Below are 25,177 nucleotides of genomic sequence, written 5' to 3'. Positions count from 1 at the left end.
GACCGGGGGCCAAAGCCTGCCCACCCCCTTTCACCTGCACGAACACCCCCTTGCCGCCACCACCCCGCTGATAAGATCCGGCCACTTGTGCGAGGGCACGGGCCCTCGTAGGGGAGGGAACCTCACGTGGGCAGACACGCCCTGAGACGGGGCGGGCCGGCCGCCGCCGTCTCCTCGCTCGCGGTCGCCGTCGCGGCCGCGTCCGTCGTCGTCCTGTCGGAGGGCGGCGGCTCCGCGGAAGCGGCCGAAGCCGGCACCACCGCGATCACGCTGGTCGACCCCAGCTCCACCACACCACGTACCGACCGTCCGTACGTCGACGGCGACAGCGGCTTCCTGCACTGGCAGACCGGCCGCACCGGGCTGCTGTGGACCGACCACGCCACCGGCAGGACGGTGACGGTCGAGAACGCCGACGGCGTCTACACCCCGGTCTCGAACTGCAAGTACATCGGCTGGGACTGCTACACCGCCTGGTACGGCACGGACAGCGACCTGGTCGCTCTGCCGACCTCCACGTCCGACGAGTTCGCCACCCTGTGGGACCCGGCGACGGCCACCTCCAAGAAGGTGAGCTGGAGCAGCACCCACGGCTACTACGCGGCACTGGTCGGGAACACGATCGTCACCACCTACTCCCTGATCGACAAGGTCGACGGCGCGTGGCGCGTCCGCAGGGTGACCGGGGACACGGCGAACCCGCAGGCCGGCAACGTCCTCGCGGCGGACTCCTCCGGTGTGTTCGTGGAGAACAGCACCTTCGGCTCGCTCCACTACATCGACATCGCGTCGGCCGTGAGCACCAAGGTCTTCACGGGCGCCGACAACAGCCCGAGGTACGTGATGAGCGCGGACCGCATCGGCTGGTACGACGACGGCCTCGCCGAACTGCACCTGAAGTCCCGCACCGACCTCACCGCCGCCGAGCAGGTCGTCACCCTGCCCTCGCACCCGGGCACGCTCGACGGCCCTCCGGTCCTGATCGGCGACTGGCTGCTGCTGCCGCTGTCCTCCAGCTCGCCGGGCTCGAAGCTGCTCGCGGTCGACGTCGACGACCCGTCCGTGCAGCAGACCCTGCTGACGAGCGCCGGTGAGTACACCCTGGCGGCCGGTGACGGCACCGCGCTGGTCACCGGCGGCACCGGCGCCACCGACTGGTGGGTGCAGCGGGTGAGCCAGGCCGAGGACGGCACGCTGAAGCTGGAGAAGGTGTACCAGTCCCCGGCGGTGGAGAACGCCAAGACGGGCCTCGCACTCAGCCGTGGCCGCCTGCGCGTCGCCGAAGCCGGCACCACCGCGACCTCCCTGCGCACCCTCACCACGAACGGTTCAACCGAGCTGAGCGCGTCCGACGCCACCGACAGCGGCTCGGTGTACTCCCCCGTCTGCCCGTACGAGGGCACCACCTGCTCGACGATGTGGGGGAACCTCGACGGCCAGGACGCCTACCTCACCAAGTCCAACGACGGCACCGAGCGGTACTGGGACCGGATCGTCGCCGTCGGCGGCCACGAGCTGGAGTTCGGCACCCAGGGCGGCACGATCGTCGACGCCGGCGACGACTACGCCGTCTACAACTCGGGCGGTACGACACCGGCGCAGTACGTCGGCGAGTTCGGCCAGGGCCAGAAGCTGAAGCGGTCCGTGCGTGCCGCCGCCCTGAACGGCCCCACCCTCTGGAGCGCCACCACCACCGCCGGCACGCTCACCTCGTACAGCATCCCGCTGGCGAAGACGCTCGCCACGGTGACCGTCCCGGGCCTGGCCTGCGTGCCGAGCGAACTCCAGGCGGCGGGCCGCTGGGTGTACTGGGCCTGCGGGACGGACTCGGCGGGCGTGTACGACACCAAGGCCGGTACGTCGACGGCGGTCACCCCCGGTGATGTGCTGCTCGGCGACGGCTTCACCGTCCGCCACGACCACACCGCGGGAACACTGGTCCTCACCGAGGCGGCCACCGGCACCACCTGGGTGATTGCCTCCGGCCTGCCCGACAAGGGCCTGACCGCGGACCGCCGTTACCGCTGGACGGTCGACGAGTACACCGGCCTGGTCGCCTGGTTCGACGACTACGAGCGCACCCGGGTCACCACCACCGGCATCACGCCGTCCGCGGTGACGGCCTTCAAGTCGTCGGCCACGAGCTATGTGGACCCGGCGACCCTCTTCCAGGGCAACTGGGTGCTGTCCCGCCCGGTCACCTCCTGGTCGCTCACCTTCACCTCCGTCCAGAGCGGCGCGACCGGCAAGGCCACCCGCACCTTCACCGGCGGCGCTGCCCCGGAACGGGTGGGCGTGAGCTGGAACGGCAAGACGGCGAGCGGGACCTACTTCCCCAACGGCGCGTTCAAGTGGACCCTCAAAGCCACGGGCCTGGGCACCACCACCCCGGTCACGGTGACGTCCGGCGACGGCTTCCTGACCCGTGGCTCCGCGGTCCGCCACGACCACGTCAGCCCCGACGGCGTCGACGGCCGCGGCGACCTCCTCACCCTCAACTCCTCCGGCGGCCTGACCTTCCACAGCGGCACCGGCACGGGCAAGTTCGGCGACAAGAACACGGGCAGCGGCTGGGCGACGACGATCAAGGCCGTCCCCTTCGGCGACCTGAGCGGCGACCGCTGCAACGACGTCCTCGTGCGCTACAGCAGCGGCGCACTGCGGCTGTACAAGCCGGGCTGCGGGGCGGCGGTCAAGCCGTCGACGTCGTACACGACCCTCGCGACCAGCGGCTGGACGCAGTACGACGCCCTGACGTCGCCCGGCGACGTGAGCGGCGACGGCCGCCCGGACCTGATCGCGAGGAACTCGTCCACCGGAGCGGTCTACCTCTACAAGGGCACGAGCGACGGCAAGCTCGCCTCCCGCGTCAAGCTCTACGACAACTGGAAGGGCTACAAGAAGATCGTCGGCACCGGCGACTTCACCGGCGACGGCAAGGCGGACCTCCTGGCCCAGGACACGTCCGACAACCTCTACCGCTACAACGGCAAGGGCGACGGCACGTTCGCGGCCCGCGTCAAGGTGCTGTCCAACTGGGGCGGCTCGTACAACGTGGTCGTCGGGGTCGGCGACATCACGGACGACGGCAGGCCGGACCTGGTCTCCCGCGACACCAGCGGCAACGTGTGGCGCAACAGCGGGGACGGAAAGGGCTCGTTCGGTCCGCGGACGCAGATCGCGAGCGGCTGGAGCGGCTACAAGTTCCTTTCGTAGACGGTGAGTTGATCCTCCAAAGGCGCCCGGAGACTTGATGTCACCGGGCGCCTTCACGCTTCCCGCGTGATGTCGGCGCGCTGCGCGAGGCGCTTCACCCGCTCGGTGCGTGCACAGGCATCGCCGCCGTCGCCGCGCACCATCCGCAGGAGCGGTGCGCCCCGGTGTCGTGGGTCCCACCAGCAGTCGGCCGAGGACGCGCTCTCCTCACCACGTACGCTTAGGCAATCCTTAGCTAATGGACAGTGGATACGGGAAGGGCGCATGTCAGGAGTCGCGAGCCGACGTGTCGGCTGGATGGCCGTCGCCCTTCTTCTCTTGCTGCTGGCCGTGGTGCTGAGCCTCGCGGTCGGCAGCCGCGCGATCGCCCCCACAGCGGTCTGGGACGCGCTGCTGTACGGCGGCACGAGCGACGACGCCCAGGTCGTACGGGCGCTGCGGGTGCCGCGGACGGTCGTCGGTGTGCTGGTCGGGGTCGCCCTCGGCATTGCCGGAACGGTCCTGCAGGGCATCACCCGCAACCCCATCGCCGAGCCCGGCATCCTCGGCATCAGCCAGGGCGCCTCGCTCGGCGTCGTCTGTGCCATCACCTTCTTCGGGGTGCACACGCTGAACGGATACGTCTGGTACGCCTTCGCGGGCGCGGCCGTCGCCGCGGTGTGCATCTACGTCGTCGCCAGCGGCGGACGCGGGGGCGCCTCGCCGGTCAAGCTCGCGCTCGCGGGCGCCGCGATGAACGCCTTCCTGGCCTCCGTCGTCACCGGCATCCTCACCACCGACGCCCGTGCCCTGGACGAGTTCCGGTTCTGGGACGTCGGCTCGATCGCCGGCCGGGACGCCTCGATCGTCGGGCAGACCTGGCCCTTCCTGGTCGCGGGGCTGCTGCTGGTGCTGGCCATGGCCCGCGGGCTGGACGCGCTCGCGCTCGGCGAGGACATCGCGCGGGGGCTGGGCCGCAACGTGGCGCTGCTGCGGGCGACCGGGGCCGTGGGCGCGACCGTGCTGACCGGGGTCGCGGTCGCCGCGGCCGGACCGATCGCCTTCACCGGCCTCGCCGTCCCGCACATCGCCCGGGCGCTCGTCGGCCCCGGGCACCGCTGGCTGCTGCCCATGGCCGCCGTGCTGGGGCCGGTGATGCTGCTCCTCGCGGACGTCCTCGGGCGGGTCGTCGTGCGGCCCTCGGAGGTGCCGGTGGCCGTGATGACCGCGTTGGCCGGGGTGCCGTTCCTGGTGGTGCTGGTACGGCGGAGGAAGGTGGTGGCGGCATGACCCAGGCCACCCTCCGTCCTCCGGGGCATGCCGTCCTGCGCGCCGGGAAGAGCAGCTTCCTGCTCCACCGCAGGAGCCTCCTCGTCGCCGTCGTCCTCACCGCGCTGCTCGCGGCCACCGTCGTCGCTTCCCTGTGCGTCGGAGAGTCGTTCGTCGCGCCGGGCGAGGTCGTCCGCGTGCTGCTGGGTCTGCCCAGCCCCGACCAACTGGTCGTCGGCACGCTCAGGTTGCCGCGTCTGGTGACCGGGCTGCTGGTGGGCGCGGCGTTCGGGGTCTCCGGCGCGCTGATCCAGACCGTCGCCCGCAATCCGCTGGCCAGCCCCGACGTCATCGGCGTGACGCACGGGGCGGGCGCGGCGACGGTCGCGGCGATGACGTTCGGCGTCACCTCGTACGCCGTACTCCCCTACGTCTCCGTCGCCGGCGGTCTCGCGGCGGCGCTGCTCGTCTATCTGCTCGCCTGGCGGCGCGGGCTGAACGCCGCCCGGTTCGTGCTCGTCGGCATCGGCATCTCGGTGGCCCTCGGCTCCCTGACCCGGCTGTTCGTGACCAAGGGCGACTACCTGGTCGCCCAGCAGGCCAAGGTCTGGCTCACCGGCTCCCTCAACGGCCGCGGCTACGACCAGGCCGCACCACTCGCGACCGTCCTCCTGCTGCTCGTACCGTTCCTGCTGTGGGCGGCCCGCGCCCAGCGCGGCGCGGGCCTCGACGACGGCACCGCCACCGCCCTCGGCACCCGGCTCGACCGGGACCGGCTCGGACTCGGCGCGCTCGGTGTGGTGCTGGCATCCGTGGCGACCGGCGCCGCCGGACCGGTGGACTTCGTGGCGCTGCTCGCCCCGCAGATCGCCCGCCGGCTCACCCGCACCCCGCACATCCCGCTGCTGTGCTCGGCGCTCATGGGTGCGCTGATCGTGACCGTCGCCGACCTGCTGGCCCGCAGCCTCTTCTCGCCGACCGAGTTGCCGGTCGGCGTGTTCACCGCCCTGGTGGGCGCCCCGTATCTGATGTGGCTGATCGTCAGCTCCCGCAGCAGCCGTTCCGGAGGAACCGCGTGACCGGCAACCGTCTCACCGCCCAGGGGCTCACCCTCGCCTACGAGGACCGTACGGTCGTGGACAGCCTGGACCTTCAGGTCCCGGACGGGAAGGTCACCGTCATCGTCGGGCCCAACGCCTGCGGAAAGTCCACCCTGTTGCGCGCCCTGGGCCGACTGCTCAAGCCGAAGCGCGGCGCGGTGCTGCTCGACGGTACCGAGCTGTCCCGCATCCCGACCCGGCGGATCGCCCGGGCCGTCGGCCTGCTGCCGCAGACGCCCGTGCCGCCGGAGGGCATCACCGTCGCCGACCTGGTCTCGCGCGGCCGGCAGCCCCACCAGAAGTGGTGGCAGCAGTGGTCGGAGGCGGACGAGACGGCCGTCGCCGAGGCGATGGAGCGCACCGGGACCGCCGAGCTCGCGGAGCGGCCGGTCGACGAGCTGTCGGGCGGTCAGCGTCAGCGCGTGTGGATCGCGATGGCCCTCGCCCAGGACACCGACGTCCTGCTGCTCGACGAGCCGACGACCTATCTCGACATCGCCCACCAGGTGGAAGTCCTGGACCTGGTGCGCCAGTTGAACCGGGAGCGGGGCCGGACCGTGGTCGCCGTGCTGCACGACCTGAACCAGGCGGCCCGCTACGCCGACCGCATCGTCGCCATGAAAGCGGGCCGGATCGTGGCGCAGGGCGCGCCGGCCGACGTCGTCACCGCCGAGCTGGTCGAGGAGGTCTTCGGACTCGCGTCGGTCGTCGTACCGGATCCGGTGACGGGCGATCCGCTGGTGGTGCCGGGGCCGCCGCGTTCGACGCATCCGGCCGTGCCCGAACAGGCCGTACCGGGAACGTGATCGGAGCCACATGCTCCGGATGTTCCGGATGCACAGACTTCTCATAAAGTAAGGCTCGCCTAAGTTTCATTCGTACGACGGGAGCCTTCCCATGTCTGCCAGCCGCCGCGGTACCGCCGCCGCAGCCCTCGCCCTCGCCGCCGCGCTCTCGCTGACGGCCTGCGGCGGTTCCTCCGGAAGCGGCGAGGAGTCGTCCGCGGGCGGTTCCGCCGGTGCCGGCGACAAGAAGGCGGTCGCCCAGGGCGGCGAGGACTTCTCGAAGGCGGCGGAGCAGACCGCGGCGATGGGCACCGACGCCAAGGCGGGTGAATGGCCGCGGACCGTCGAGCACGCCATGGGCGAGACCGAGATCAAGGCCCAGCCCAAGCGCGTCGTCGTCCTGGACGTCGGCGAGCTCGACAACGTGGTGTCGCTCGGCATCAAGCCGGTCGGCCTCGCCCCCACCGAGGGCTCCCCCGAGCTGCCGTCGTACCTGAAGAAGGAGGCGGGCAGCCCGAAGAACGTCGGCACCATCAACAACCTCAACCTCGAGGCCATCGCCGCGCTCAAGCCCGACCTGATCCTCGGCAGCCAGCTGCGCGCCGCCGACAAGTACGACGAGCTGTCGCAGATCGCGCCGACCGTCTTCTCCCTGCGCCCGGGCTTCACGTGGAAGGAGAACTACCTCCTCAACGCGGCCGCCCTGGACAAGACCGCCGAGGCCAAGGCGCAGCTCACTGAATACGACGAGAAGGTGGCGGCGCTGAAGGCGAAGCTGGGCGCCGACAAGCCGGCCGTCTCGATGGTCCGTTACCTTCCCGACGGCGTGATCCGCCTCTACGCGAACGCCTCGTTCATCGGCACGATCCTCAAGGACCTCGAGATCCCCCGCCCGAAGAACCAGGACATCGAGGACCTCGCCGCCGAGATCAGCGCCGAGAACATCGACCAGGCCGACGCCGACTACATCTTCACCGGCGTCTACGGCGACCCGAAGGCCACGGACAGGTCCAAGGCGCAGGGCAACCCGCTGTGGAAGAACCTCGACGCCGTCAAGGCCGGGCACGCGTACGACGTCCCGGACGAGACCTGGTACCTCGGCCTCGGTGTGATGGCCGCCGACGAGGTCCTCGCCGACCTGGAGGAGCACCTCACCCAGTAGGCACGCGGGCGGACCGGCAGCCGGCATCCGGCTGCCGGCTGCCGGACCGGTTCAGAACACGACAGCTGTAGTTCTTGACCTGGTGTGTCAAGAACTACAGCTCCGCTTTGCGGCTGGACTCTTCGAGGCTTGCCGCGTAACGGTTGGCGTCGATGCAACGCCGGGCCTGCTCCCTGAGCAGGGCGTACCAGGGATAAGTGAGCAATCCTCCCAGCGCGCCCCCGACCAGCGCACCTCCCAATCGGTAGTCGAACCAGCTGGCTGCTCCGCCGATCAGAGCCAGAAACAGCCCCAGCAGAGAAAGCATGGCGAATCCGAGCCCGAACCATCGCGTGGTGCTGGGGCGGATCGAGCTGTCTGTCCATGCGTGGTAACGCTCTGCGCGTTGCACGGCCGGCGCCGCCAGCCGGGGATCTGAGACCGCACGGCCGCGCAAGGTGGCACGGTACAGCTCCCACCGGTCCCGCCAGGGCAAGGCCTTCGCGGTCCGGCACCACTCGGTCCACCCGCTCTCGATTTTCTTCCGCTGGTCGATGATCACCCAGAGAACGAAAAATGCGACCAGAAAGGCGAGTGTGACGTAAAGGAAAGCTATCGCCAACGAATCAGACATGGGATTTTCTAACCTCGTGAAATCGGAAATCATCAGCGAGGCGAGAACACCCACGACCCTCCACCACATAGCGCTTCACCGGCCTCGCCTCGACATTCAGGGTGCCTGGCACCGGGAAGAGGGGCTCGTCCCGAATATTCGTTTCTTGACGGCAAAGTCCCCACGCGGTAGAGGATGCGGCCGGGTCAGATCACGCGGAAGAGGTCGGCGGCGGCGTGGACGTCGGTGAGGTCCTCGATGGAGCGGAGGTTGTCGCACAGGGCGTCCAGGACCGAGTCGGCTTCGGCGACGCGTGGGGCGCCGACGGCCACGCCGAAGACCCGGAAGCCCAGCCGGTGCTTGGCGTCGTTCCAGCCGCGCATCCATTCCTCGGTGACGCCGCAGTCGTCGTTGGTGAGCATCACGATGTCGCCGCGCGCGCGGGCGGCGTCGTTGAACTCCTCCTCCAGCAGTTCACCGGCCGCTGTCAGCGGCCTCTGGTAGCTGGTGCCGCCGCCGAGGAAGGTCTCCGCGAAGTCGAGGACGCGGGCCATGTCGGTGGGCCGGCCGGCCGGGAAGCGGAAGACCTGGAGCTTGTCGGCTGCGGAGAACAGGATGCCGACGAAGTCACGCCCCGCATGGCGGGCCTGATCCAGCAGCGCCAGGGCGCACGCCTTGGCCCACGCCTCCCGGGTGACTCCGCCGGGCCCTGCCTCGTACATGGAGTGCGAGGTGTCGACGCACGCGATGATGGCGCCCTGGCCGGTGGTCTGCTCTCCCTGGCTGTCGTAGAGCATCAGCTCCCCGGCGGCGTAGCGCGCGGCGGACACCGCACGCAGCTCGGGCAGGCCGAGACCCGCCAGCTCGGAGGGGATGACGCGGGAGAGGTCGTTGCCGAGCGTGACGCCGACCAGCTCCCCGGTGGCGTTCTCCACCTTGCAGGCGCGCTCACCGCCGGCCATCTGCCGGAAGCGACCGATCAGCTCGGCCCACTGTGCGAGACGGCCGGTGCGCAGCCGCTCGGCGAGCCGCTCGTTGAGGTAGCCCAGCGTCTCGTTCAGCGCCGCCGTGGAGCACTTGAAGATCTCGTCGATGAAGGCGACATGCGCGGTCGTGGCACGGCCTTCGTACACCTGGCGGTACTCACCCCGGGCCAGCGCGGCGACGTCGATGGGACCGAACATCCTCGTCGGCGCGGTGAACTTCGACAGGAGGATCTCCCAGTAGGACGCCCCCTCGATCCTGCCCGTGAGCTCCCGGGCCATCTCGGACTTCGCCGTCCCGGGCGGGCCGAGCACCAACGAGTGCTGTCCGGCCAGCAGCGTCACCACCAGCGTCCGCACCACGTCGTCCCGCTCGTAGAAACGGTCCGACAGCTCGTCGATGATCGCCCGCAGCCTCACGGCCGTGCCCTGCGCGTCCATGTTCAACTCCTTGTCTGTGACGCCCTGTCGGGCTGACGAGACGACCCTTCCCCCGAAGAAGCTATGACGAAGTGACAAGTCACTGAGGTTGATGGCGGTTACGTTGAGCTGTTCTCAGAAACGGCCCTTTGGCCGAGCAAGATCACTTGGAGGCCGCCGGTGTGCACTCACGTGGCTGCTGCGGTGGTCGAGGCGTCGGGCTGTTGGACGAGCGTGGTGGGCAGGGCGACGTACGCCGTGACGCCCGAGCCCTCCGTGGGGCGCAGCTCGACATGGGCGCCGAGGCGGTTCGCGAGCGCACCGACAACGTGGTGGCCGAGGAACCGGGTGGGCGCAGCGAGCAGGGAGCCGCCCTTGCCGGACAGCAGGGCGTTGGCCTGCGCCATCCGCTGCGCGGTCATCCCGATTCCCCGGTCGACCACGGCGAGGCAGTACTCGCCGCCGTCCCGCCAGCCGTACACCGCGACGGGTTGCTGGGGCGGGCTGAACATGAGCGCGTTCTCGATCAACTCGGCGAGCAGGTGGGAGAGTTCGGCGACACAGTGGCCACGGACGCGGCACTGCTCGATGTCGGTGACTGCGACGCGCTGGTAATGCTCGACCTCGGAGACGGCCGACTGCACCACCTCGGTGACGGTGACCGCGCTGGGCCAGCGGCGAGCCGGGGGCTCCTCGCCGGCGAGGACAAGCAGGGACTCGGCGTTGCGGCGCATGCGTGTCGCCAGATGGTCGAGCTCGAAGAGCTCGGCGAGGGCGTCCGGGTCGAGTTCCTGGCTCTCCAGGGTGGTGATCAGCCCGAGCTGGCGGCGGAGGAGCGTCTGGTTGCGGCGGCCGAGACTGGCCAGGGACTCGGTGCTGTTGCGGCGTAGGACGGCCTGTTCGACGGCGAGGCCCACGGCTGTGCGCTCGACATTGCGCAGAGCGGCGGCCAGCCGGTTGATCTCCCGTGCGGTGCCGGGGACTTCGGTCGCCTCGCGCTCCGCGGGCAACGGGGTGTCGGGGTCGGTCTCCTGGATGTACCTGACCACGTCCGGCAGCCCGGTGCCCGCGACTGCGTCGGCCTCGTCGGCCAGGGCGCCCAGGGGGCGGGTGATGGAGCGGGCCGAGAACACCGCGAGTGCGCAGGCCACGGCGAGGATCAGCGCGCCCAGCGCCAGGAAACCGATGAGTTCCCGGGTGGCCGCGCCGCCGACCTGGTCCGCTCGTGCCCGTACGTCGTCACCGACCTGTTTCTGCACATCGTGCAGATCATCGACGAGCGTCGTCATGTCGGCCCACCAGCGGGCGGGGTCGACGTCGAGTGACGAGCCGTCGGCGCCCGCCTCGGCCTTGGCCTCGTACCCGGTGACGCGGCGGGCGGCAGCCGTCCCGAAGGCCTGGTCGAGGGATGACTTCTGGGCGCTGTCGGCAAGTTGGCGGAACTGGCCGAGGGCGGCGACCCGCGTGGCGCGGACATCGGTGAAGTCGAGGTACTCGCCGGAGTGGAACCGCTGTGCCGCGAACACGCCGTTCAGGGAGCCGCGTTCGAGGGCCACGGCCTCCGTGGCACGCGCCAGGGCCTGCAGCGCCTGCACGCCTTGCGCGATACGGCGGTCGCCGTTGGGCACGCCGGCCCCTTCGGCGTCGATCAGGGCGGTGACGGCCCGGGTGTAGAAGCGGAGTGTGACAGTGCGGTCGGCCGTGCCGGTGTCGACGGCGGTACGGGTTCCGGTGAGGTCGACGAGCGGGAGCTGGGCCCGGCGTAAGGCGGAGGCCGCGGCCTCGGGCAGATCGCCGCTCTCCTCCGAGAGCGCCGCCCTCAAGGACGCACGCGCGTTGTCGGTGCGCGCCCGTTGCCTGCGGACATCGTCCCGGTACTGCTCCGCGCCGCTCAACAGGCCGTTGGTGAGGCCGCGTTCACGCTGGAGCTCACGGACGAGGTCCTGCTCCCGCAGCAGGATGCCGACCTGGGACTCCGTGGCCCGCGCGGCGGACCAGTCGTGGGCGCGGTCGGCAACGCCCAGCCCGGTCAGGGCGAGGAGCAGACAGGTGGGCACGGCAAGGACGATCGCCATACGGCCGCGGATGGAGCCCCAGCCGGGAATGCGGACGGACTGGTCAGGTCGGCGGATTCGGTTCCCCCTCATGCTCCGCGAGACTAGGGGCGGCCCGGCAGGCGCCTCGTTTCCCGCTCGTAAGGCATCGATTCACAGGTGCTCACCCGCCGCACGCAACAGCTGTGAGAGTGGTCACGGCGATGGATCAGTGGCACCTTCAGGCAGGGCCGGTACCGCCACCTGGCGCCTCACCGGGGCCGGCTCGTCGGGCTTGGGCGACCCACAGCAGGTCACCAACAGACTTATAGGGCGGGACTCTCAGACACCGTGCTGCTCTGCAGTAAGTAGCCCTGCTGGGGGGCCGGCTGCGGGGCTTGTGGCTGCATGGGCACCGCCCCCGGCTGTACGGTCACCGGCCGGGCAACTGGCTGCCTGGTCAGCGCATCCGGTCGCACATTGCCCGAGAGGGTACCGCTGGGACGGTCGCGCCCGACTGTGCAGCCGGGAACGCTGCGGTCGTACTCGACTCGGCCGAGTGGAGTTACTCCGATGGGACTGCACGGTACGGCTGGTGCTACGGCCGGAGCGTTCGCGGGGGCCAGGGTGACGCCGTGCTGCGGGGCCGCCGATGCGGCCATCGCGGTCGTCGGCAGCGCCAGGCCGCCACCGGCCAGCCCCACGGAAGCCGCGACCAGCACCATACGACGGTTCAAGGAAAGCTTGGTCATCGGAATTCTCTATTCAGTATTGCAGGGATTTTCCATCCAGCCCGCGCAGTACGCCGGGATATTTTTGGGCCTCCTGTTGTCCGGGGATTTCCCCGGCGAAGACCTGCCTCCAAAGAACCCGACCGGAGGGACTCCGTCATGTCACTGCAATACGTGGCTTGACACCCGAAACCGATCGCGATAGGCGATCGCCGCCACTCGCCTAGCAAAGGCACACCGTCGCGTCAAGTCACGTGCTTTGGGGGCATGACGGACATCTTCACGGTCGTGTCTGCTGACCTTGGGTCCGCGTCAAAGGACGAAGACCTCAGTCAAGTCTTAGCGATACTCCTGTGAGATCAAGGTGGAATCCATGAATACCCACAATCATGCACCGGCGGCCGGAACGCCCTATCACCGGTTGGCGCGGACCATGCTGCACCGCTGGTGGCTTCCGCTGGCGGCCACGCTGGTCGCCGTGGTCGGCTGGTTGCTGCTTACGCTCAACGCGGGATTCGGGCTGGGTGTGGCGGCCTCGCTGGCCGGAGTCGAGCTGGGCACGGGCGACCTGCTGTTCGCCGATCCCCTGTGGGACAACGCCGCTTGGTTGCTCATGCTCGCGCTCTTGCTCCCGGCGGTGCTGCTCGCCGCGCGCCTGGTGCAACGCCGACCGGTCGGCACCCTGTCTTCGGTGACCGGACGGCTGCGCTGGCGTTGGCTGCTGGTCTGCCTGGGGGTGGCCGTGGCCGCGACACTGCTCCTGTTCGGCCTGATAAACGTCTTCACCGCTGTGTCCGGGTCCGGAGCCTTCGGGTCGACGTCTGCTGCCTGGGTGGGCTGGCCGACGTTCCTGGCTGCCGCCGCGATGCTCGTCCTGCTGGTGCCACTCCAGGCCGCCGCCGAGGAGTACGTCTTCCGCGGCTGGATCCCCCAGGTCTTCGGCTGCTACCTGCGCACCCCTTGGGTCGGCATCACCGCGGGAGGTCTGCTGTTCGCCCTGTCCCACGGGCTTGGCACGCCGTGGGGCTTCGCCGACCTGGTCCTGTTCAGCCTCGTCCTGGGCGTGCTGGTGATCCGTACCGGTGGCCTGGAGGCGGCCATCGCCCTCCATGTGGTCAACAACCTCTTCTTCTTCCTCCTCTCCGCCACCGTCGTGGACGGGCTCAGCGATACCACCACCAACGCTGGGGACGCCCCCTGGGCACTGCTGGCGGCCGAGGCAATCGTGCTGCCGCTGTACGCGTGGGTGGTCCTGCGCCTGAGCCACCGGTTCCGCATCGCACGCACCACCCCCGTCCCCACTCGCCGCCTGGCGGAGCCTGCGGCCACCACAGCTTGAAAGATCCACACCTCACCTGAGAACGGAGCAGGCATGGACCATGAAGTCACGGACGTCACAGCGTCCGAGAAGCAGAAGTTGTCCAAGGGCGTGGCGATCGTCGCCACGATCACGGCAGCGGTGTGCGGTGCGGCAATGGTGCTGGCGGTGTTCTCCTGGCTGGGCTGGGTCCCCCATCCGTGGTTGGGGTGGCTCGTCGCCAAGGGGGCGTGGAAGCTCGCGGTGATCGGATCGGTCGGTTTCGTGGGTCTGCCCGCCTTGCTGCGGCAGGGCCGCACGAAGAAGAAAGGGGACTGACAGATCGTTATCGGGGTGGTTACGATGCTGACGATGACGAACCTCTGTTCTTATGGATTGGGGGAATCGTTCGCGCAAGGTGAGTGCTGATGGCGCATCACTTCGCGAACGCGATTCCGTCCCGCTTGTTGATGTGGCAGCGCGTGCGTGAGTACGCCGTGCCACCGTCCATGATCGAGACCGCGACCGCACGGCGTGCGGTCGGTGACTGGGCGGGGGCCTGCGCCGCCGCCCGGATCGACGTCGATCTCGATCTGCGCGCCGTGCGCGACCGCCACGGCACCGATCTCGTCACCCGCCTCCGTACAGATCTGCGTCTGCTGGCGCCGGATCTGCTCCGCTGGCACATGCCCAGGATCGCCCCCGACGGGCGGCTCCGGCCCGGTCTGACCATCTCCCTGGCCCGTTACCGGAGTTCCGGCGACACGCCGCTGCACTTGGTGGTGCGGACACCGCCGACCTGGGCGGACGCCGGACAGCGGATGTCCCTGACCCTGTGGGAGGGGTCCGGGAACGGTGCCCCCGGGCACCATCCGCATCCGCACCCGCATCCCGACCGGCGTTTCCGGCTCGACCTGCACCGGCATCTCTGGGACTCCGGGCGGAGCGGCGAACTGGCGCGGCGGTGCGGTGCGGGCGGGGTACCGCCAGTGGTGCCGCCCGACCGGATCCACCTACCCGGTCGACCAGTCCTGCCAGATCGTCCCGATCGGCCTGCCCTCCATGACTCCGCGTGGGCGGTGGCACGTTGGGCCGCCGAGGCGGAGGTGCTGTTGCGGGCCGAGGGGCGCCCTCGCGGGGCCTTCACCGTGCGGCTCGGTGCGCGGAGCCGCGCCGTGTTCGAACTCGTCGCCCCCGACGACAGCCATGCCCCGACGTTCCAGCCGCTACGGGAGGCGCTGCCGCCGCAGGAGGTCGCGGCGCTTCCGGTGCTGCCCGAGGCGGCGGCCCGGGTCCTTCCGGATCTGGAGCTGCTGCGGGCCGGGCTGGTCGCGGCCGAGCGGCTGCATCCGCTCGTCGCCGCAGCACTGGCGGCGTCCGGCTCGGTGGCCGCGTCCGGCTCGGCCCCGGTGGCCGGTCCCGCCCCCGCGCCCGGCGATCCGCACCGGGTGGAGTGCCGGGGCGAGGTCCACCGGATCGCGCTGCGGGACGGGGTGCTGACGGCGATCGATCACGACCCGGACCAGCTGCACCGGGAGGAGCTGCTGGTGGCGCTCGGCGGGCCGGCGCTGCCGTGCCTGCGGGCGATCGACGCGGTGCACCGCAACCCGGAGGCGCTGCCTGCGGTCCGGGAGCGGCTCGCCCACGGTGACGTCGCCGGGGCGCTGGACGTGGTCGAGGGGCTGCTCGGTCCCGGTGCGGTCCTGCGCGACGGGCCGCTCCGGGAGGAACTGGAGTCGGCTGCGGCCCGCCGTATCGACCACGGGCTCTTCCGCTCGGGGCTGGTCGCCGTGCACCCCGGTGCCGGTGCGGTGGGGGACGGGAACGTCTCGGGCGTGGGGCAGGCGGAGGCCGGCCGCCGTCCCCGGCTCGACCGCCGTACGCCGCTCGCGATGCGCCGCAAGCGGACCAGCCGGGCCCGGCCCCGTACCGGCCTGTTCGGCTGATCCCGTCCCAACTCCCCTGCTCGCGCCGCGCATTCCGCGCCGCACTCCCGCACGACATCCGGGACGGGCCGTCCCGTCCCCTTATCCCACCCCAGGTGATGACCATGACTTCCAGCACCCTTCTGCCCGCCCCGGTCCCGGCCGCCGACAAGCCCGCACCCGTCCCCGCCGACGCCTCCGGAACCGGCACCCAACTCGCCCTCGCCGACGACCTCCTGTCCCTCCTGCGGACGACCACCACCGAGCCGCGCCTCGACGAGCAGCTCGAAGCGCTCACCCTGGCCGTCGCGGCCGACCTGCCCGTGCTGCTCTGGGGCGAGCCGGGCATCGGCAAGACCGCGGCCCTGACACAGCTCGCCACCTCCCTCGACCTACCGCTGACGACCGTGATCGCCAGCGTCCACGAGCCGTCCGACTTCTCCGGACTGCCCATCGTGGGCGACGACCCGGCGGTGCAGGGGGTGCCGATGGCGCCGCCGCAGTGGGCGGTGGAGCTCGTGCGGGCCGGGCGGGGACTGCTCTTCCTGGACGAACTGTCCACCGCCACCCCGGCCGTCCAGGCCGCACTGCTCCGGGTCGTCCTGGAGCGGAAGGTAGGTGCGCTTCAACTGCCGCCGGGCGTACGGATCGTGGCGGCCGCCAATCCGCGGGCGTCGGCGGCGGACGGGTGGGAGCTGAGCCCGCCGCTGGCCAACCGGTTCGTGCATCTGTACTGGGTGCACGACCGGGAGGTGGTGGTGCGCGGGCTGGGCGGGGTCTGGCCCCGGGCGGAACTGCCCCGGCTGGTGCCGGAGCGGCTGCCGGAGGCGGTGGCTTTCACCCGGCGCGCGGTCTGCGGCTTCCTTCAAGCCCGGCCGACGCTGATCCACCGGCTGCCGAGCACCGAGACGCGGCGCGGTGGTGCCTGGCCCTCGCCCAGGAGCTGGGAGGCCGCGTTGGCCCTGCTGGCCTTCGGCACGGCGGCCTCCGTCTCCCGGGAGGTGCTGGCGCTGCTGGTGCGGGGCGCGGTGGGGGACGGTCCGGGGCTCGAACTCCTCGCCCATGTGGACCGGATGGACCTGCCGGATCCGGAGTCGCTGCTGGCCGATCCGGCCTCCGCCGAGCTGCCGGTGCGGGGCGATCTGCGTCAGGCGGCGCTGGAGGCGGTGGTGGCCGCCGTCGGGGCGCGACCGGAGCGGGAGCGGTGGGAGGCGGGCTGGGCGGTGCTGGTCCGGGCGCTGGAGACCGGCGCCCCGGACCTGCTGGTCGCCCCGGCGACGGCGCTGGCCGCGCTGCGGCGCGACGACTGGGAGGTGCCGGAGGCGGTGGAGCGGCTGGCCGGGGTGGTCGGTCTCGCCCGGCGGGCGGACCGGTCGGTGGGGCGGGCCGCGGCGGCGGCCGACGCCGGGCGGGCGACGGGGGCGCGCCGATGACGGGGGCCGTGCGGCGACCGGTGCCGCGCCCCATGTCCCCGCCCCCGCCACCGCGCCCGGTGCGGGCCACCGTGCCGAATCCGCCGACCGGTTCCGGCGGGCCGGACGACCGGCCCGGACTCCCGCTGGACATGGAGAAGTTGCTGGCCGCCCGGCTGCACGCGGTGAAGGTCCGCCCCTACCTGGCCGCCGCGCTCTTCGCGCTGCACGTGGTGGAGGACCGGTCGGTGCCGACGATGGCGGTGGACGCGCACTGGCGCGCTTACGTCTCCCCCGGCTTCGTGGCGCGCACGCCGGTGGAGGAGCTGGCGGGCGTGTGGGTGCACGAGGTCTCCCATCTGCTCCGGGACCACCACGGGCGGGGCGAGCGGTATGCGCGGGAGCACGAAGAGCACGGGCCGGGCGAGCGCAGCGAGAGGGGGGTCCCCCCGTCCGAAGGCTGGGGGAGGCTGCGGCGGAACATCGCTGCCGACTTCGAGATCAACGACGACATCTACGGTGACGGTCTGCCCCTGCCTGTCGGGGCGGTGCTGCCGTCGCTGCTGCGGCTGCCCGACGGGCTGCTGATGGAGGAGTACCTGCGGACGGCGTCGATGTCCGGGCTCGCCGCGGACCTGGCCTGGCTGGACTGCGGCAGTGGTGCCGACGGGCAGGACCGGCCGTGGGAGCTGGGGCCCGACGGGGCCCACGGGCTGAGCAGGCAGCAACGGGACGCGGTCCGCTTCCGGGTCGCCGAGGGGATCAAGGGCCGGCCGGGCGACGCGCCGGAGGGGTGGCGCCGCTGGGCGGACGAGGCGTTCCATCCGCCGCAGCCGTGGCGGCAGTTGCTGGGGGCGGCGGTCCGCTCGGCGGCGGGCGCGCCGGGCGTGGGCGAGGACCACAGCTACCGGCGCCCGTCCCGGCGCTCGGCGAGCGTCCCCGGGGTGGTGCTGCCGAGCCTGCGCCGTACGCCGCCCCGGGTCTGCGTCGTGATCGACACTTCCGGGTCGGTGAGCGACGCCGAGCTGGGCAGCGCGCTGCTGGAGGTGGCGGCGATCTCGCGGGCGGTGGGCGGGCGACGCGACTTGGTCTCGGTGATCTCCTGCGACGCGGCGGCCGGGGTCGCCGTCCCGCTCTGCCGCGCCGAGAACATCGCACTGGTCGGCGGCGGGGGAACGGATCTGCGCTCCGGTTTCGCCCGAGCGCTCCGCTCCCGGCCCCACCCGGACGTGATCGTCGCCCTGACGGACGGTCAGACACCGTGGCCCTCCGCGCAGCCGCCCTGCCGCACCGTCGTCGGTCTCTTCCCCCGTCCCGCCCGTGCCGTGGACGAGGAGAACCCCGACTACGTCCCGGACGCCCCGCCATCCTGGGCGCGGGTCGTCACCATCAGCTGAGAGAGCGCAGTAGCGCGGCATCCCCATCCGTTACGAACGGTGGCGGGATCGCCGAGGAGATCCGAGCACACACCATTGACAGCAGACCGCTGCGAGCTGAGACTCGTGGCTCAGCTTGAGGTGAATTTTAGTTCACCAGACGAACAAGCGACTTCAGTTCCAGGGCGATCCCCAGCCCAAGGTCGAATCTCCAAGGACGAAGATGACCTCCTCCTCTTCCCCCACGTCTGCCGTACCCCGTCCCCCGCACACGTTCCGCTCCGTCTTCCCTGTCCTGGCCCTGTGCTGGCTGGCCGTGTTCTTCGACGGCATGGACGTCAACATCTACGGTGCCGTCATGCCGCACATGCTCGACGACACCGGGCTCGGGCTGACCCCGGCCACTGCGGGCACCATCGGCAGTTGGACGACCTTCGGCATGCTCATCGGCGCTCTCACGGCCGGAAACCTCACCGACTGGCTGGGCCGACGGCTGATGCTCGTCTCCAGCGTGACGCTGTTCTCCGTCGGCTCGGCGCTCTGTGCCGTGGCCCCGGGCGTCGGCCTGTTCGGGGCCGGTCGCTTCGTCGCGGGCCTCGGTCTCGGCGGTCTGATGCCGCTGGCCCTGGCCATGGTGATGGAGTTCGCACCACCGCGCCGGGCTGCCCTGACCACCGGCCTGCTGATGACCTCGTACCACTTCGGCGGCATGGCGGCGACCGGGCTCGGCCTGACGCTGGCTCCGGCCGCCGGCTGGCGCTGGGTGTTCTGGGCGGGCGTACTGCCGGCAGTGATCGCCGTGCCGCTGCTGCTGACCCTGCTGCCGGAGTCGCCGGGCGTGCTGCTGGCCCGCGGTGAGCGGAGCAAGGCCGACGCCGTCGCCGACCGCTACGGCCTGCCCCGCCCCACCCCGGTCGAAGCACCGGCCGCCGGCGCGGCGGGCCGCCTGGCCGCCGTACGAGCTCTGTTCCGCCCGGAGTCGCGCTGGGCGACCCCCCTGCTGTGGGTGGCCTCCTTCTGCGGCCTGCTGCTCGTGTACGGCGTGAGCACCTGGCTGCCGCAGATGATGCGGGCCTCCGGCTACGGCCTGAACTCCTCCGTCAGCTTCCTCCTCGTGATCAACGCGGGCGGCATCGTCGGCCTGCTCATCGCGGGCCGCACCGCCGACAAGTTCGGCGCGGTGCGCGTGTCCGCGATCTGGTTTGTGCTGACGGCTGCCGGCGCACTGCTGCTCAAGGCCCATCTCCCGCTGGGCGTGACGTACGCGGTGGTGGCCGTCACCGGTGTGTGGCTGTTCAGCGCGCAGGTCATGGTGTACGCCGCCACCAACACGGTCTACCGGGACAGCGAGCGCGCCGCAGGACTCGGCTGGGTCACCGGTGTCGGCCGCACCGGCGCCGTCGTCGGGCCCTGGCTGATCGGAGCGCTGGCCGCGGACGGCAACGAGAGCTGGGGCTTCACCACCTTCGCCCTGGCCGGACTGGTGGGCGCGATCGCCATCGCCCTCGTCCCGCTCGCCGGTCGACTCGGCAGCAGCGCCCCGGCCACGGCGGCCGTTGCCCCGGCGGCGACCGGCGCGGGCAGCTCGGACGCCTGACGCTCAGCCCCGGTGGACCTGGCGAGTTACTCCCTCTGGTCGGTCGTCCTGCACAAGGGCTACGACCCGCGCCTCGACACCGCCGCGTCGTGAGCCCGACAGCGAAGCGGGCGCCCTCGTATCGCGGGCGCCCGCTTCGTGGGGTGGGTCAGGCCGGTGTCCTGGCCGCCGACCCCGCCCGGGACGGCTGCCGTACGACGCGGCGGCGCCGGATCGGGATGCCCATCGTCGGGTTGGCGGCGCCCCAGACGGCGCCCTTGCAGACCAGTTCCTTGTAGAGGGCGGCGACGCGGCCGGTCAGGGCCGCCCGGACGGCGCGGTCGTCGGCGGTGACGTACTGGATCAGGCCCTCCTTGCGGCCCAGCGAGATGCACTGGTTGAAGTAGCGCAGCGGTACGTTCGGGAGCTTGCCGCCCGTCAGGCGGGCCGCGATGGCCTCGGCCGCCTGCCATGCGGTGAAGCCGCCCGAGGCGCACGACATGCGCAGTGGCTTGTCGCCGGCGCCCATCGCCATGGCCGCGTCGCCGATGGCGTACACGTCCGGGTGGGAGACCGAACGCATGGTCCCGTCGACCACGATCTGGCCGGTGCCCGTGACCTCCAGGGTGGTGGCCCGTGCGATCGGGTGGACGGCGAAGCCGGTGGTCCACACGGTCACCGCGGCCGGGATCGCCGTGCCCTCGGCGGTGGTCACGCGGTCCGCCCCGACGGCGGTGACCGCGGCGTGCTCGTGCACCGTGATGCCGAGCCTGCCGAAGACCTTGCGCAGGTGCCGGGCGCCCTTGGGCGAGAGCCAGTCGCCGAGTCCGGCGCGGGCGGCGAGGGCGACGTCGAGGTCCGGGCGGGCCTCGGCGATCTCGGTCGCGGCCTCCAGGCCGGTGAGGCCGCCGCCGACCACGACCACGGGCTGTCCGGCGTCCAGGCGGGCCAGGCGCTCGCGCAGCCGGAGCGCTCCGGGGCGAGAAGCGAGCTCGTGGGCGTGCTCGGCGGCGCCGGGGACGCCGTGGTCGTTCCAGCCGCTGCCGAGGGCGTACACGAGGGTGTCGTACTCCAGCTCCTCGACGCCGTTCGCGGCCTGGACGGCGACGGCCTTGCGGTCGACGTCGACGCCGGTGACCTTGGCGATCCTCAGCTCGACGCCGGTGTCCGCGAACATCTCGCTGAAGGGCCGGGGCCTGAGGTCCTGGCCGACCGCGACCTGGTGCATCCGTACGCGTTCCACGAAGTCGGGCTCGGCGTTGACGAGGGTGATGGCGACGTCCGCGCGGTGCAGCCGCCTGGCGAGGCGCCCGGCGGCGGTGACTCCGGTGTAGCCGGCTCCAAGGACGACGATGCGGTGCTGCATGTCCGTACTCCTGTCTCGGGCGGATTCGCCACTTGAACCGGGCGGCCCGCCGTTTCCTGACAGGAATGGAATGTGAAGCACGTCACATGTCGTCTCGGAAGGCGTTCACAGCGCTCAGAACGCGTTGCGCAGCAGGGGCTCCCCGTGGTCCGTGGCCGCCCACCGCTCGGTCGCGCGCTCCAGCTTGTCGGGGTTGACCTGGTTGCGGAACGCGGCGATGCCCTCGGCGGTCACCTCCAGGCACATGACGCCGATGACCCGGCCGTCGAGGACCGCCACGATCGCCGGGTCGCCGTTGGCGGTCGTGAAGTGGACCTCGGGCGAACCGCCGGCCAGGGAGCGCTTGGCCTCGCTGGGCTTGAACAGGCCCCGCAGGAACTTCGCGACCGCGAGGGCCCCCTCGAACGCCTTGGCCCGCGCCGGGACCTTTCCGCCGCCGTCGCCGATCGAGATGGCGTCCTGGGTGAGCAGCCGCACGAGCGGCTCGGTCTCACCGCTGGTGGCGGCCGCGAGGAACTCGTCGACGATCCGCCGGGCGGCTGCCTCGTCGATGTCGGTGCGGGCCTTGCCGTCCGCGACGTGCTTCTTGGCGCGGTGGAAGATCTGCTGGCTGGCGGCCTCGGTGATGTCGAGCATCCCGGCGATCTCCCGGTGCGGGTAGTCGAAGGCCTCCCGCAGCACGTACACCGCCCGCTCGTTGGGGGAGAGGCGCTCCAGCAGGGCGAGGACGGCGTACGAGATCGACTCGCGCTGTTCGGCGGTGTCGGCCGGGCCGAGCATCGGGTCGCCGGCGAGCAGCGGCTCGGGCAGCCACTGGCCCACATAGGTCTCGCGCCGCGCGCGGGCCGAAGTGAGCTGATTGAGGCACAGGTTGGTGAGCACCTTCGTCAACCAGGCCTCGGGGACCTCGACATGGTCGACGTCGGCGGCCTGCCAGCGCAGGAACGTCTCCTGCACGGCGTCCTCGGCCTCGCTCGCGGAGCCGAGGAGGCGGTAGGCGATGGCCTCCAGGCGGGGCCTGGAGGCCTCGAACCGGTCCACGTCGTTCACGGTCAGGGCCATGGCCCGGATCCTAGCTTTCGCCGCGCGCGACGGCCGCTGCATTGCGGCCCTGCCCTATGAGAGCGGCCTCGAGAACTTCACCCGTCATCTCGATCACTGTGGCATCGTCCTGCATGGCCGCCGGAAGATGCGCATGTTCCTCCGCCCCGCACACGACCCCGCCCCTGCTCGGGTCGATGACGACCGCTCCCAGCCGGGAGACCAGCTCCGCGACGATGCCCCACACGCCTCCGGCATGCGGGCGGTGCACCTCGATGCCCTGCCCACCGGCGAATATCTCGGCCTCGCTGCCGTCGGAAGCCCGGACCCAGAACCCGAGGCCCCCGTCCTCGCCCACCGTGAGCTGTGGGTCCCCGACATCGTGAGGTTCCAGAACGGCCCGTATCAACGCCATGTCCAGCAGTACGGGCTCCTCACCGCCGTCGACGAACTTGTAGATCAGCGGGCTCCAGCCCAAGGTGACCCCTCCACACCGCTCTTGGGACGCGTAAGCGCGGGTGGCGCCAATTTACGGCCTGTCGGCGGCAGGCTGGTTGTGATGGGGGCGGTCGATTCGTTCGTAGAGGGTGATGCTGCGGCCGCGTCGGATCGTGGTGGAGCGTTTGGTGAAGTGGTCGTGCAGGACGCGTTGTTTGGCGTGGTCGCGTGCGTTGTGGGCGGGGCGGGGCTCTGCGTCGGTGATGAGGATGATGTGCCGTTCGCGCAGCATTGCGCGGGCTGTCGTGTCCGGGTCGGTTTCGATGCCGTGCAGGGTGGCGGACTCGACGGGGCTCCGGGCGAGCGCGATGTCGCGCAGGCCGTGGAACGCGGTCGGCGTGACCAGGGCGGTGTCGCGTCGGGCTGAGGGAAGGAAGACCACCGCGGCGCCCTGTCCACGCGCCGCGTCCACCAGGGTGGCCGCAGCCAGTACGTCGTCGACGCGGCTGTGCGGGCTGCGTACGTGCTGTTCCACGGGGAGCAGGGCGAGGAACGCGAGTGCCGTGACGGCGGCGAGCGGAACTCCGGGGTGGGTGGGCAGGCGGATGGCGAGTGTGGCGAGCACCGCCCCGAAGAGGAGGGCGAGTCCGATGTGGGCGAACAGTACGTAGCGGCCGACGTAGAGGGGCTGCCAGGTGAGCGAGACGGCGAGGAGCATCAACTGCGGGACGGCGCACAGCGGGACGGCCACAGTGGCCAGGCTCAGTCGCCCCCCGGCGGGTTTTTGTGCGCGGCGCAGGAGTGCGCATCCGCCGGCCGCAAGGATGGTGGCTGCGACGGCGTACATCGTGCCGGGGGTGGTGGGCTGTATCCAGGAGACCTGCCTGGACTGGCCCCGGCTGGTCAGGACGAGGGGCAGGGCGCCGAGTACGGCGGTGCTTGCGGCGAGGAGCCAGCGCACCCGGATGGTGCGGTGGGGCCGGGCGAGGGCGAGCGTGACGGCGTGGGCGGGCAGCGCGAGCAGGGAGAACCAGTTGAGCAGCGCACCGAGCAGGACGACGAGTGCGTATGCGCTCCAGGTGCGGGTGCGCGGACGGTGCATGGCGGCCACCAGCAGCCAGGTGGCGAGCGCGACGGTGGCGGTCACCATCGCGTAGGGGCGGCCTTCTTGTGCGTACGTCTGGAGGGTGGGCAGCAGCGCGAAGGCGAGCCCCGCGCCGAGCCCGCTCCATCGGCCCGCGAGCTGGGCACCGAGGTCGGCGGTGAGGGAGGCCGCCACGGCCATGGCGAGGACGGAGGGCAGCCGCAGCGTCAGGAGACTGTCGCCGAAGACCCCGAACATGACGTGCATGAGGGCGTAGTACAGGCCGTGGACGACGTCTGCGTGCCCGAGCAGTTGCCAGATCTCGGGCAGGCTGCGGTGGGCGACCTGCCAGGTGGCGGCCTCGTCGCGCCACATGCTGTCCTGGCGGGTGATCCCCCACAGGCCCAGGGCGATCACGAGGCCCGCGGGCACGGCTGCCGTGAGTGCGCGGCTCGGACCGGGCCGTGGGGTGGCCGGCGGCACGGGCGGGCGCGGGACGACGGGTGGCCGGGGCGTGGTGACGGCGGGCGGATCGAGCAGGGTGCCCGGGTGCACTGTGGGGGACGGCATGTCGGATCCCGGCCGTCTCAGGTGGTGGGCAGGGCTGAGCGGCTGACACGTATCTTCGACTGGCCGTGCGGGCGCTGCTCCCAGTCCTCCATGAAGCGCGCGTGCAGGCCGTGTTTGCGGGCCAGGGCCAGGAGGGTCTCGGTGCGGTAGTAGAAGTCCTCGCGCAGCACCTGGTGTTCGGCGCCCTCGGTGCGGTCGAAGGTGAAGTCGAAGAACCCGGTGTCGGTCAGCACACGGCCGACGTGGGCGAGGCATTCCTCGATGACGTGCAGCGGCGAGTGGGAGAAGACGCTGTGCGCGTGGATGACGTCGAAGTGGTCGCCGGGCAGGAAGTCCAGGGTGAGGTCGCCCGTGATGGTCAGATGCGGCAGCTTGTCCTGGAGGCTGCGCTCGACGAGCGTCTTCTTGGCGGCGATCAGGATGTCGGGCGAGATGTCGATGCCGTAGTAGTTGCCGGTGTCGAGGTGTTCGATGAAGCGCCAGCCGCCGCGCAGGTTGCCACAGCCGATGTCGAGCATGCGGTGTTCGGGGCGCAGCCCGTGCTCGATGAGGTAGTCGAACTGCATCTGCCCGAGTGCCAGCCAGCGTTCGTGGGTCTGACTGCCGACCGCGGCCTCCGGGTTGCGGCGGGTGTCCGAGGCCATCACGGCCCGGTAGTAGCCGACGTGGTCGGGGTGCTTCAGGCGCAGCCAGGCGTCCCGGCCGGCCCGGCGGAGGTACGGGGTGACGCGGCCGGGGTGGCGCAGGGCGTAGCCGATCTTGTGGGTGAGGGCGGCGCGGTTGTTGCGGAGTTTCTTCGGTGACTTGGCGTCTGCGGGCATG

The 25,177-nt window shown here is 71.3% G+C and carries 19 protein-coding genes; 11 read left to right on the top strand and 8 right to left on the bottom strand.

The window, feature by feature from the left end; genetic code table 11:
• Positions 1-126 precede the first annotated feature (126 nt).
• The 5 genes from ACFVJQ_RS25640 (at position 127) to ACFVJQ_RS25620 (ending at position 7,511) form a co-directional block, all read left to right on the top strand.
• On the top strand, positions 127-3,216 hold the full coding sequence (locus ACFVJQ_RS25640) for an FG-GAP repeat domain-containing protein (protein WP_385511732.1): 3,090 nt from the start codon (positions 127-129) through the stop codon (positions 3,214-3,216).
• 264 nt (positions 3,217-3,480) lie between these two features.
• Positions 3,481-4,485: a FecCD family ABC transporter permease gene (locus tag ACFVJQ_RS25635; RefSeq protein ID WP_385787228.1), complete on the top strand. Its 1,005-nt coding sequence runs from the start codon at positions 3,481-3,483 to the stop codon at positions 4,483-4,485.
• Positions 4,482-5,543: a FecCD family ABC transporter permease gene (locus ACFVJQ_RS25630; protein WP_385787225.1), complete on the top strand. Its 1,062-nt coding sequence runs from the start codon at positions 4,482-4,484 to the stop codon at positions 5,541-5,543. Before ACFVJQ_RS25635 ends, ACFVJQ_RS25630 begins: the two co-directional genes overlap by 4 nt.
• On the top strand, positions 5,540-6,370 hold the full coding sequence (locus tag ACFVJQ_RS25625) for an ABC transporter ATP-binding protein (protein ID WP_385511727.1): 831 nt from the start codon (positions 5,540-5,542) through the stop codon (positions 6,368-6,370). The genes ACFVJQ_RS25630 and ACFVJQ_RS25625 overlap by 4 nt, the downstream gene beginning before the upstream one ends.
• Positions 6,371-6,461: 91 nt before the next feature.
• On the top strand, positions 6,462-7,511 hold the full coding sequence (locus ACFVJQ_RS25620) for an ABC transporter substrate-binding protein (protein ID WP_385787222.1): 1,050 nt from the start codon (positions 6,462-6,464) through the stop codon (positions 7,509-7,511).
• A gap of 94 nt (positions 7,512-7,605) precedes the next feature.
• On the opposite strand, the gene ACFVJQ_RS25615 is transcribed toward ACFVJQ_RS25620, so the two are convergent.
• The 3 genes from ACFVJQ_RS25615 to ACFVJQ_RS25605 all read right to left on the bottom strand — a co-directional run bounded on the left by ACFVJQ_RS25615 (position 7,606) and on the right by ACFVJQ_RS25605 (position 11,653).
• A complete protein-coding gene (locus ACFVJQ_RS25615) occupies positions 7,606-8,178 on the bottom strand; it encodes a hypothetical protein (protein WP_385511724.1) in 573 nt (190 codons plus the stop codon).
• 131 nt (positions 8,179-8,309) lie between these two features.
• Entirely contained in the window at positions 8,310-9,527 is a 1,218-nt protein-coding gene (locus ACFVJQ_RS25610; protein WP_385787219.1) for an AAA family ATPase, read from the bottom strand.
• Between the two features lie 167 nt (positions 9,528-9,694).
• Positions 9,695-11,653 (bottom strand): nitrate- and nitrite sensing domain-containing protein, encoded by a 1,959-nt coding sequence (locus ACFVJQ_RS25605; protein WP_385787216.1) that lies wholly within the window; start codon positions 11,651-11,653, stop codon positions 9,695-9,697.
• Positions 11,654-12,643: 990 nt separating this feature from the next.
• On the opposite strand from ACFVJQ_RS25605, the gene ACFVJQ_RS25600 reads away from it, so the two are divergent.
• The 6 genes from ACFVJQ_RS25600 to ACFVJQ_RS25575 all read left to right on the top strand — a co-directional run bounded on the left by ACFVJQ_RS25600 (position 12,644) and on the right by ACFVJQ_RS25575 (position 19,877).
• Positions 12,644-13,609 carry a CPBP family intramembrane glutamic endopeptidase gene (locus ACFVJQ_RS25600; RefSeq protein WP_385511721.1) on the top strand — a complete coding sequence of 322 codons (966 nt, stop codon included), beginning with the start codon at positions 12,644-12,646 and terminating at the stop codon, positions 13,607-13,609.
• A 33-nt stretch (positions 13,610-13,642) separates the two neighbouring features.
• Positions 13,643-13,906 (top strand): hypothetical protein, encoded by a 264-nt coding sequence (locus ACFVJQ_RS25595; protein WP_385511719.1) that lies wholly within the window; start codon positions 13,643-13,645, stop codon positions 13,904-13,906.
• Positions 13,907-13,995: 89 nt separating this feature from the next.
• Entirely contained in the window at positions 13,996-15,513 is a 1,518-nt protein-coding gene (locus ACFVJQ_RS25590; RefSeq protein ID WP_385787212.1) for a hypothetical protein, read from the top strand.
• 104 nt (positions 15,514-15,617) lie between these two features.
• A complete protein-coding gene (locus tag ACFVJQ_RS25585) occupies positions 15,618-16,925 on the top strand; it encodes a sigma 54-interacting transcriptional regulator (RefSeq protein WP_385787209.1) in 1,308 nt (435 codons plus the stop codon).
• Positions 16,926-17,056: 131 nt separating this feature from the next.
• Positions 17,057-18,301, top strand: a complete 1,245-nt coding sequence (locus ACFVJQ_RS25580; protein ID WP_385511770.1) for a VWA-like domain-containing protein — start codon at positions 17,057-17,059, stop codon at positions 18,299-18,301.
• Between the two features lie 202 nt (positions 18,302-18,503).
• Positions 18,504-19,877 (top strand): MFS transporter, encoded by a 1,374-nt coding sequence (locus tag ACFVJQ_RS25575; protein ID WP_385787206.1) that lies wholly within the window; start codon positions 18,504-18,506, stop codon positions 19,875-19,877.
• Between the two features lie 148 nt (positions 19,878-20,025).
• On the opposite strand, the gene ACFVJQ_RS25570 is transcribed toward ACFVJQ_RS25575, so the two are convergent.
• The 5 genes from ACFVJQ_RS25570 to ACFVJQ_RS25550 form a co-directional block, all read right to left on the bottom strand.
• Entirely contained in the window at positions 20,026-21,222 is a 1,197-nt protein-coding gene (locus tag ACFVJQ_RS25570) for an NAD(P)/FAD-dependent oxidoreductase (protein WP_385511712.1), read from the bottom strand.
• A gap of 114 nt (positions 21,223-21,336) precedes the next feature.
• Positions 21,337-22,284, bottom strand: coding sequence for an RNA polymerase sigma-70 factor (locus ACFVJQ_RS25565; RefSeq protein WP_385787203.1), 948 nt, complete (start codon positions 22,282-22,284; stop codon positions 21,337-21,339).
• Positions 22,285-22,294: 10 nt separating this feature from the next.
• Positions 22,295-22,741 carry a hypothetical protein gene (locus ACFVJQ_RS25560; protein WP_385787200.1) on the bottom strand — a complete coding sequence of 149 codons (447 nt, stop codon included), beginning with the start codon at positions 22,739-22,741 and terminating at the stop codon, positions 22,295-22,297.
• Positions 22,742-22,792: 51 nt separating this feature from the next.
• Positions 22,793-24,355, bottom strand: coding sequence for a glycosyltransferase family 39 protein (locus tag ACFVJQ_RS25555; RefSeq protein ID WP_385787198.1), 1,563 nt, complete (start codon positions 24,353-24,355; stop codon positions 22,793-22,795).
• 17 nt (positions 24,356-24,372) lie between these two features.
• A complete protein-coding gene (locus tag ACFVJQ_RS25550; RefSeq protein WP_385787195.1) occupies positions 24,373-25,176 on the bottom strand; it encodes a class I SAM-dependent methyltransferase in 804 nt (267 codons plus the stop codon).
• Between the last annotated feature and the right edge of the window lies 1 nt (position 25,177).

Source organism: Streptomyces sp. NPDC127197 (assembly GCF_042672405.1).
GTDB lineage: Bacteria > Actinomycetota > Actinomycetes > Streptomycetales > Streptomycetaceae > Streptomyces > Streptomyces flavusporus.
The sequence above is the reverse complement of the archived record's forward strand: the minus strand, read 5'-3'. Positions and strand labels throughout refer to the sequence as shown.

Bases quoted from the DNA above. Each gene is read 5' to 3' on its own strand.
- ACFVJQ_RS25565 (WP_385787203.1), bottom strand. From the start codon at position 22,284: ATGGCCCTGACCGTGAACGACGTGGACCGGTTCGAGGCCTCCAGGCCC.
- ACFVJQ_RS25555 (WP_385787198.1), bottom strand. From the start codon at position 24,355: ATGCCGTCCCCCACAGTGCACCCGGGCACCCTGCTCGATCCGCCCGCC.
- ACFVJQ_RS25635 (WP_385787228.1), top strand. From the start codon at position 3,481: ATGTCAGGAGTCGCGAGCCGACGTGTCGGCTGGATGGCCGTCGCCCTT.
- ACFVJQ_RS25630 (WP_385787225.1), top strand. From the start codon at position 4,482: ATGACCCAGGCCACCCTCCGTCCTCCGGGGCATGCCGTCCTGCGCGCC.
- ACFVJQ_RS25585 (WP_385787209.1), top strand. From the start codon at position 15,618: ATGACTTCCAGCACCCTTCTGCCCGCCCCGGTCCCGGCCGCCGACAAG.
- ACFVJQ_RS25570 (WP_385511712.1), bottom strand. From the start codon at position 21,222: ATGCAGCACCGCATCGTCGTCCTTGGAGCCGGCTACACCGGAGTCACC.
- ACFVJQ_RS25620 (WP_385787222.1), top strand. From the start codon at position 6,462: ATGTCTGCCAGCCGCCGCGGTACCGCCGCCGCAGCCCTCGCCCTCGCC.
- ACFVJQ_RS25550 (WP_385787195.1), bottom strand. From the start codon at position 25,176: ATGCCCGCAGACGCCAAGTCACCGAAGAAACTCCGCAACAACCGCGCC.
- ACFVJQ_RS25575 (WP_385787206.1), top strand. From the start codon at position 18,504: ATGACCTCCTCCTCTTCCCCCACGTCTGCCGTACCCCGTCCCCCGCAC.
- ACFVJQ_RS25605 (WP_385787216.1), bottom strand. From the start codon at position 11,653: ATGAGGGGGAACCGAATCCGCCGACCTGACCAGTCCGTCCGCATTCCC.
- ACFVJQ_RS25590 (WP_385787212.1), top strand. From the start codon at position 13,996: ATGGCGCATCACTTCGCGAACGCGATTCCGTCCCGCTTGTTGATGTGG.
- ACFVJQ_RS25595 (WP_385511719.1), top strand. From the start codon at position 13,643: ATGGACCATGAAGTCACGGACGTCACAGCGTCCGAGAAGCAGAAGTTG.
- ACFVJQ_RS25580 (WP_385511770.1), top strand. From the start codon at position 17,057: ATGGAGAAGTTGCTGGCCGCCCGGCTGCACGCGGTGAAGGTCCGCCCC.
- ACFVJQ_RS25610 (WP_385787219.1), bottom strand. From the start codon at position 9,527: ATGGACGCGCAGGGCACGGCCGTGAGGCTGCGGGCGATCATCGACGAG.
- ACFVJQ_RS25600 (WP_385511721.1), top strand. From the start codon at position 12,644: ATGAATACCCACAATCATGCACCGGCGGCCGGAACGCCCTATCACCGG.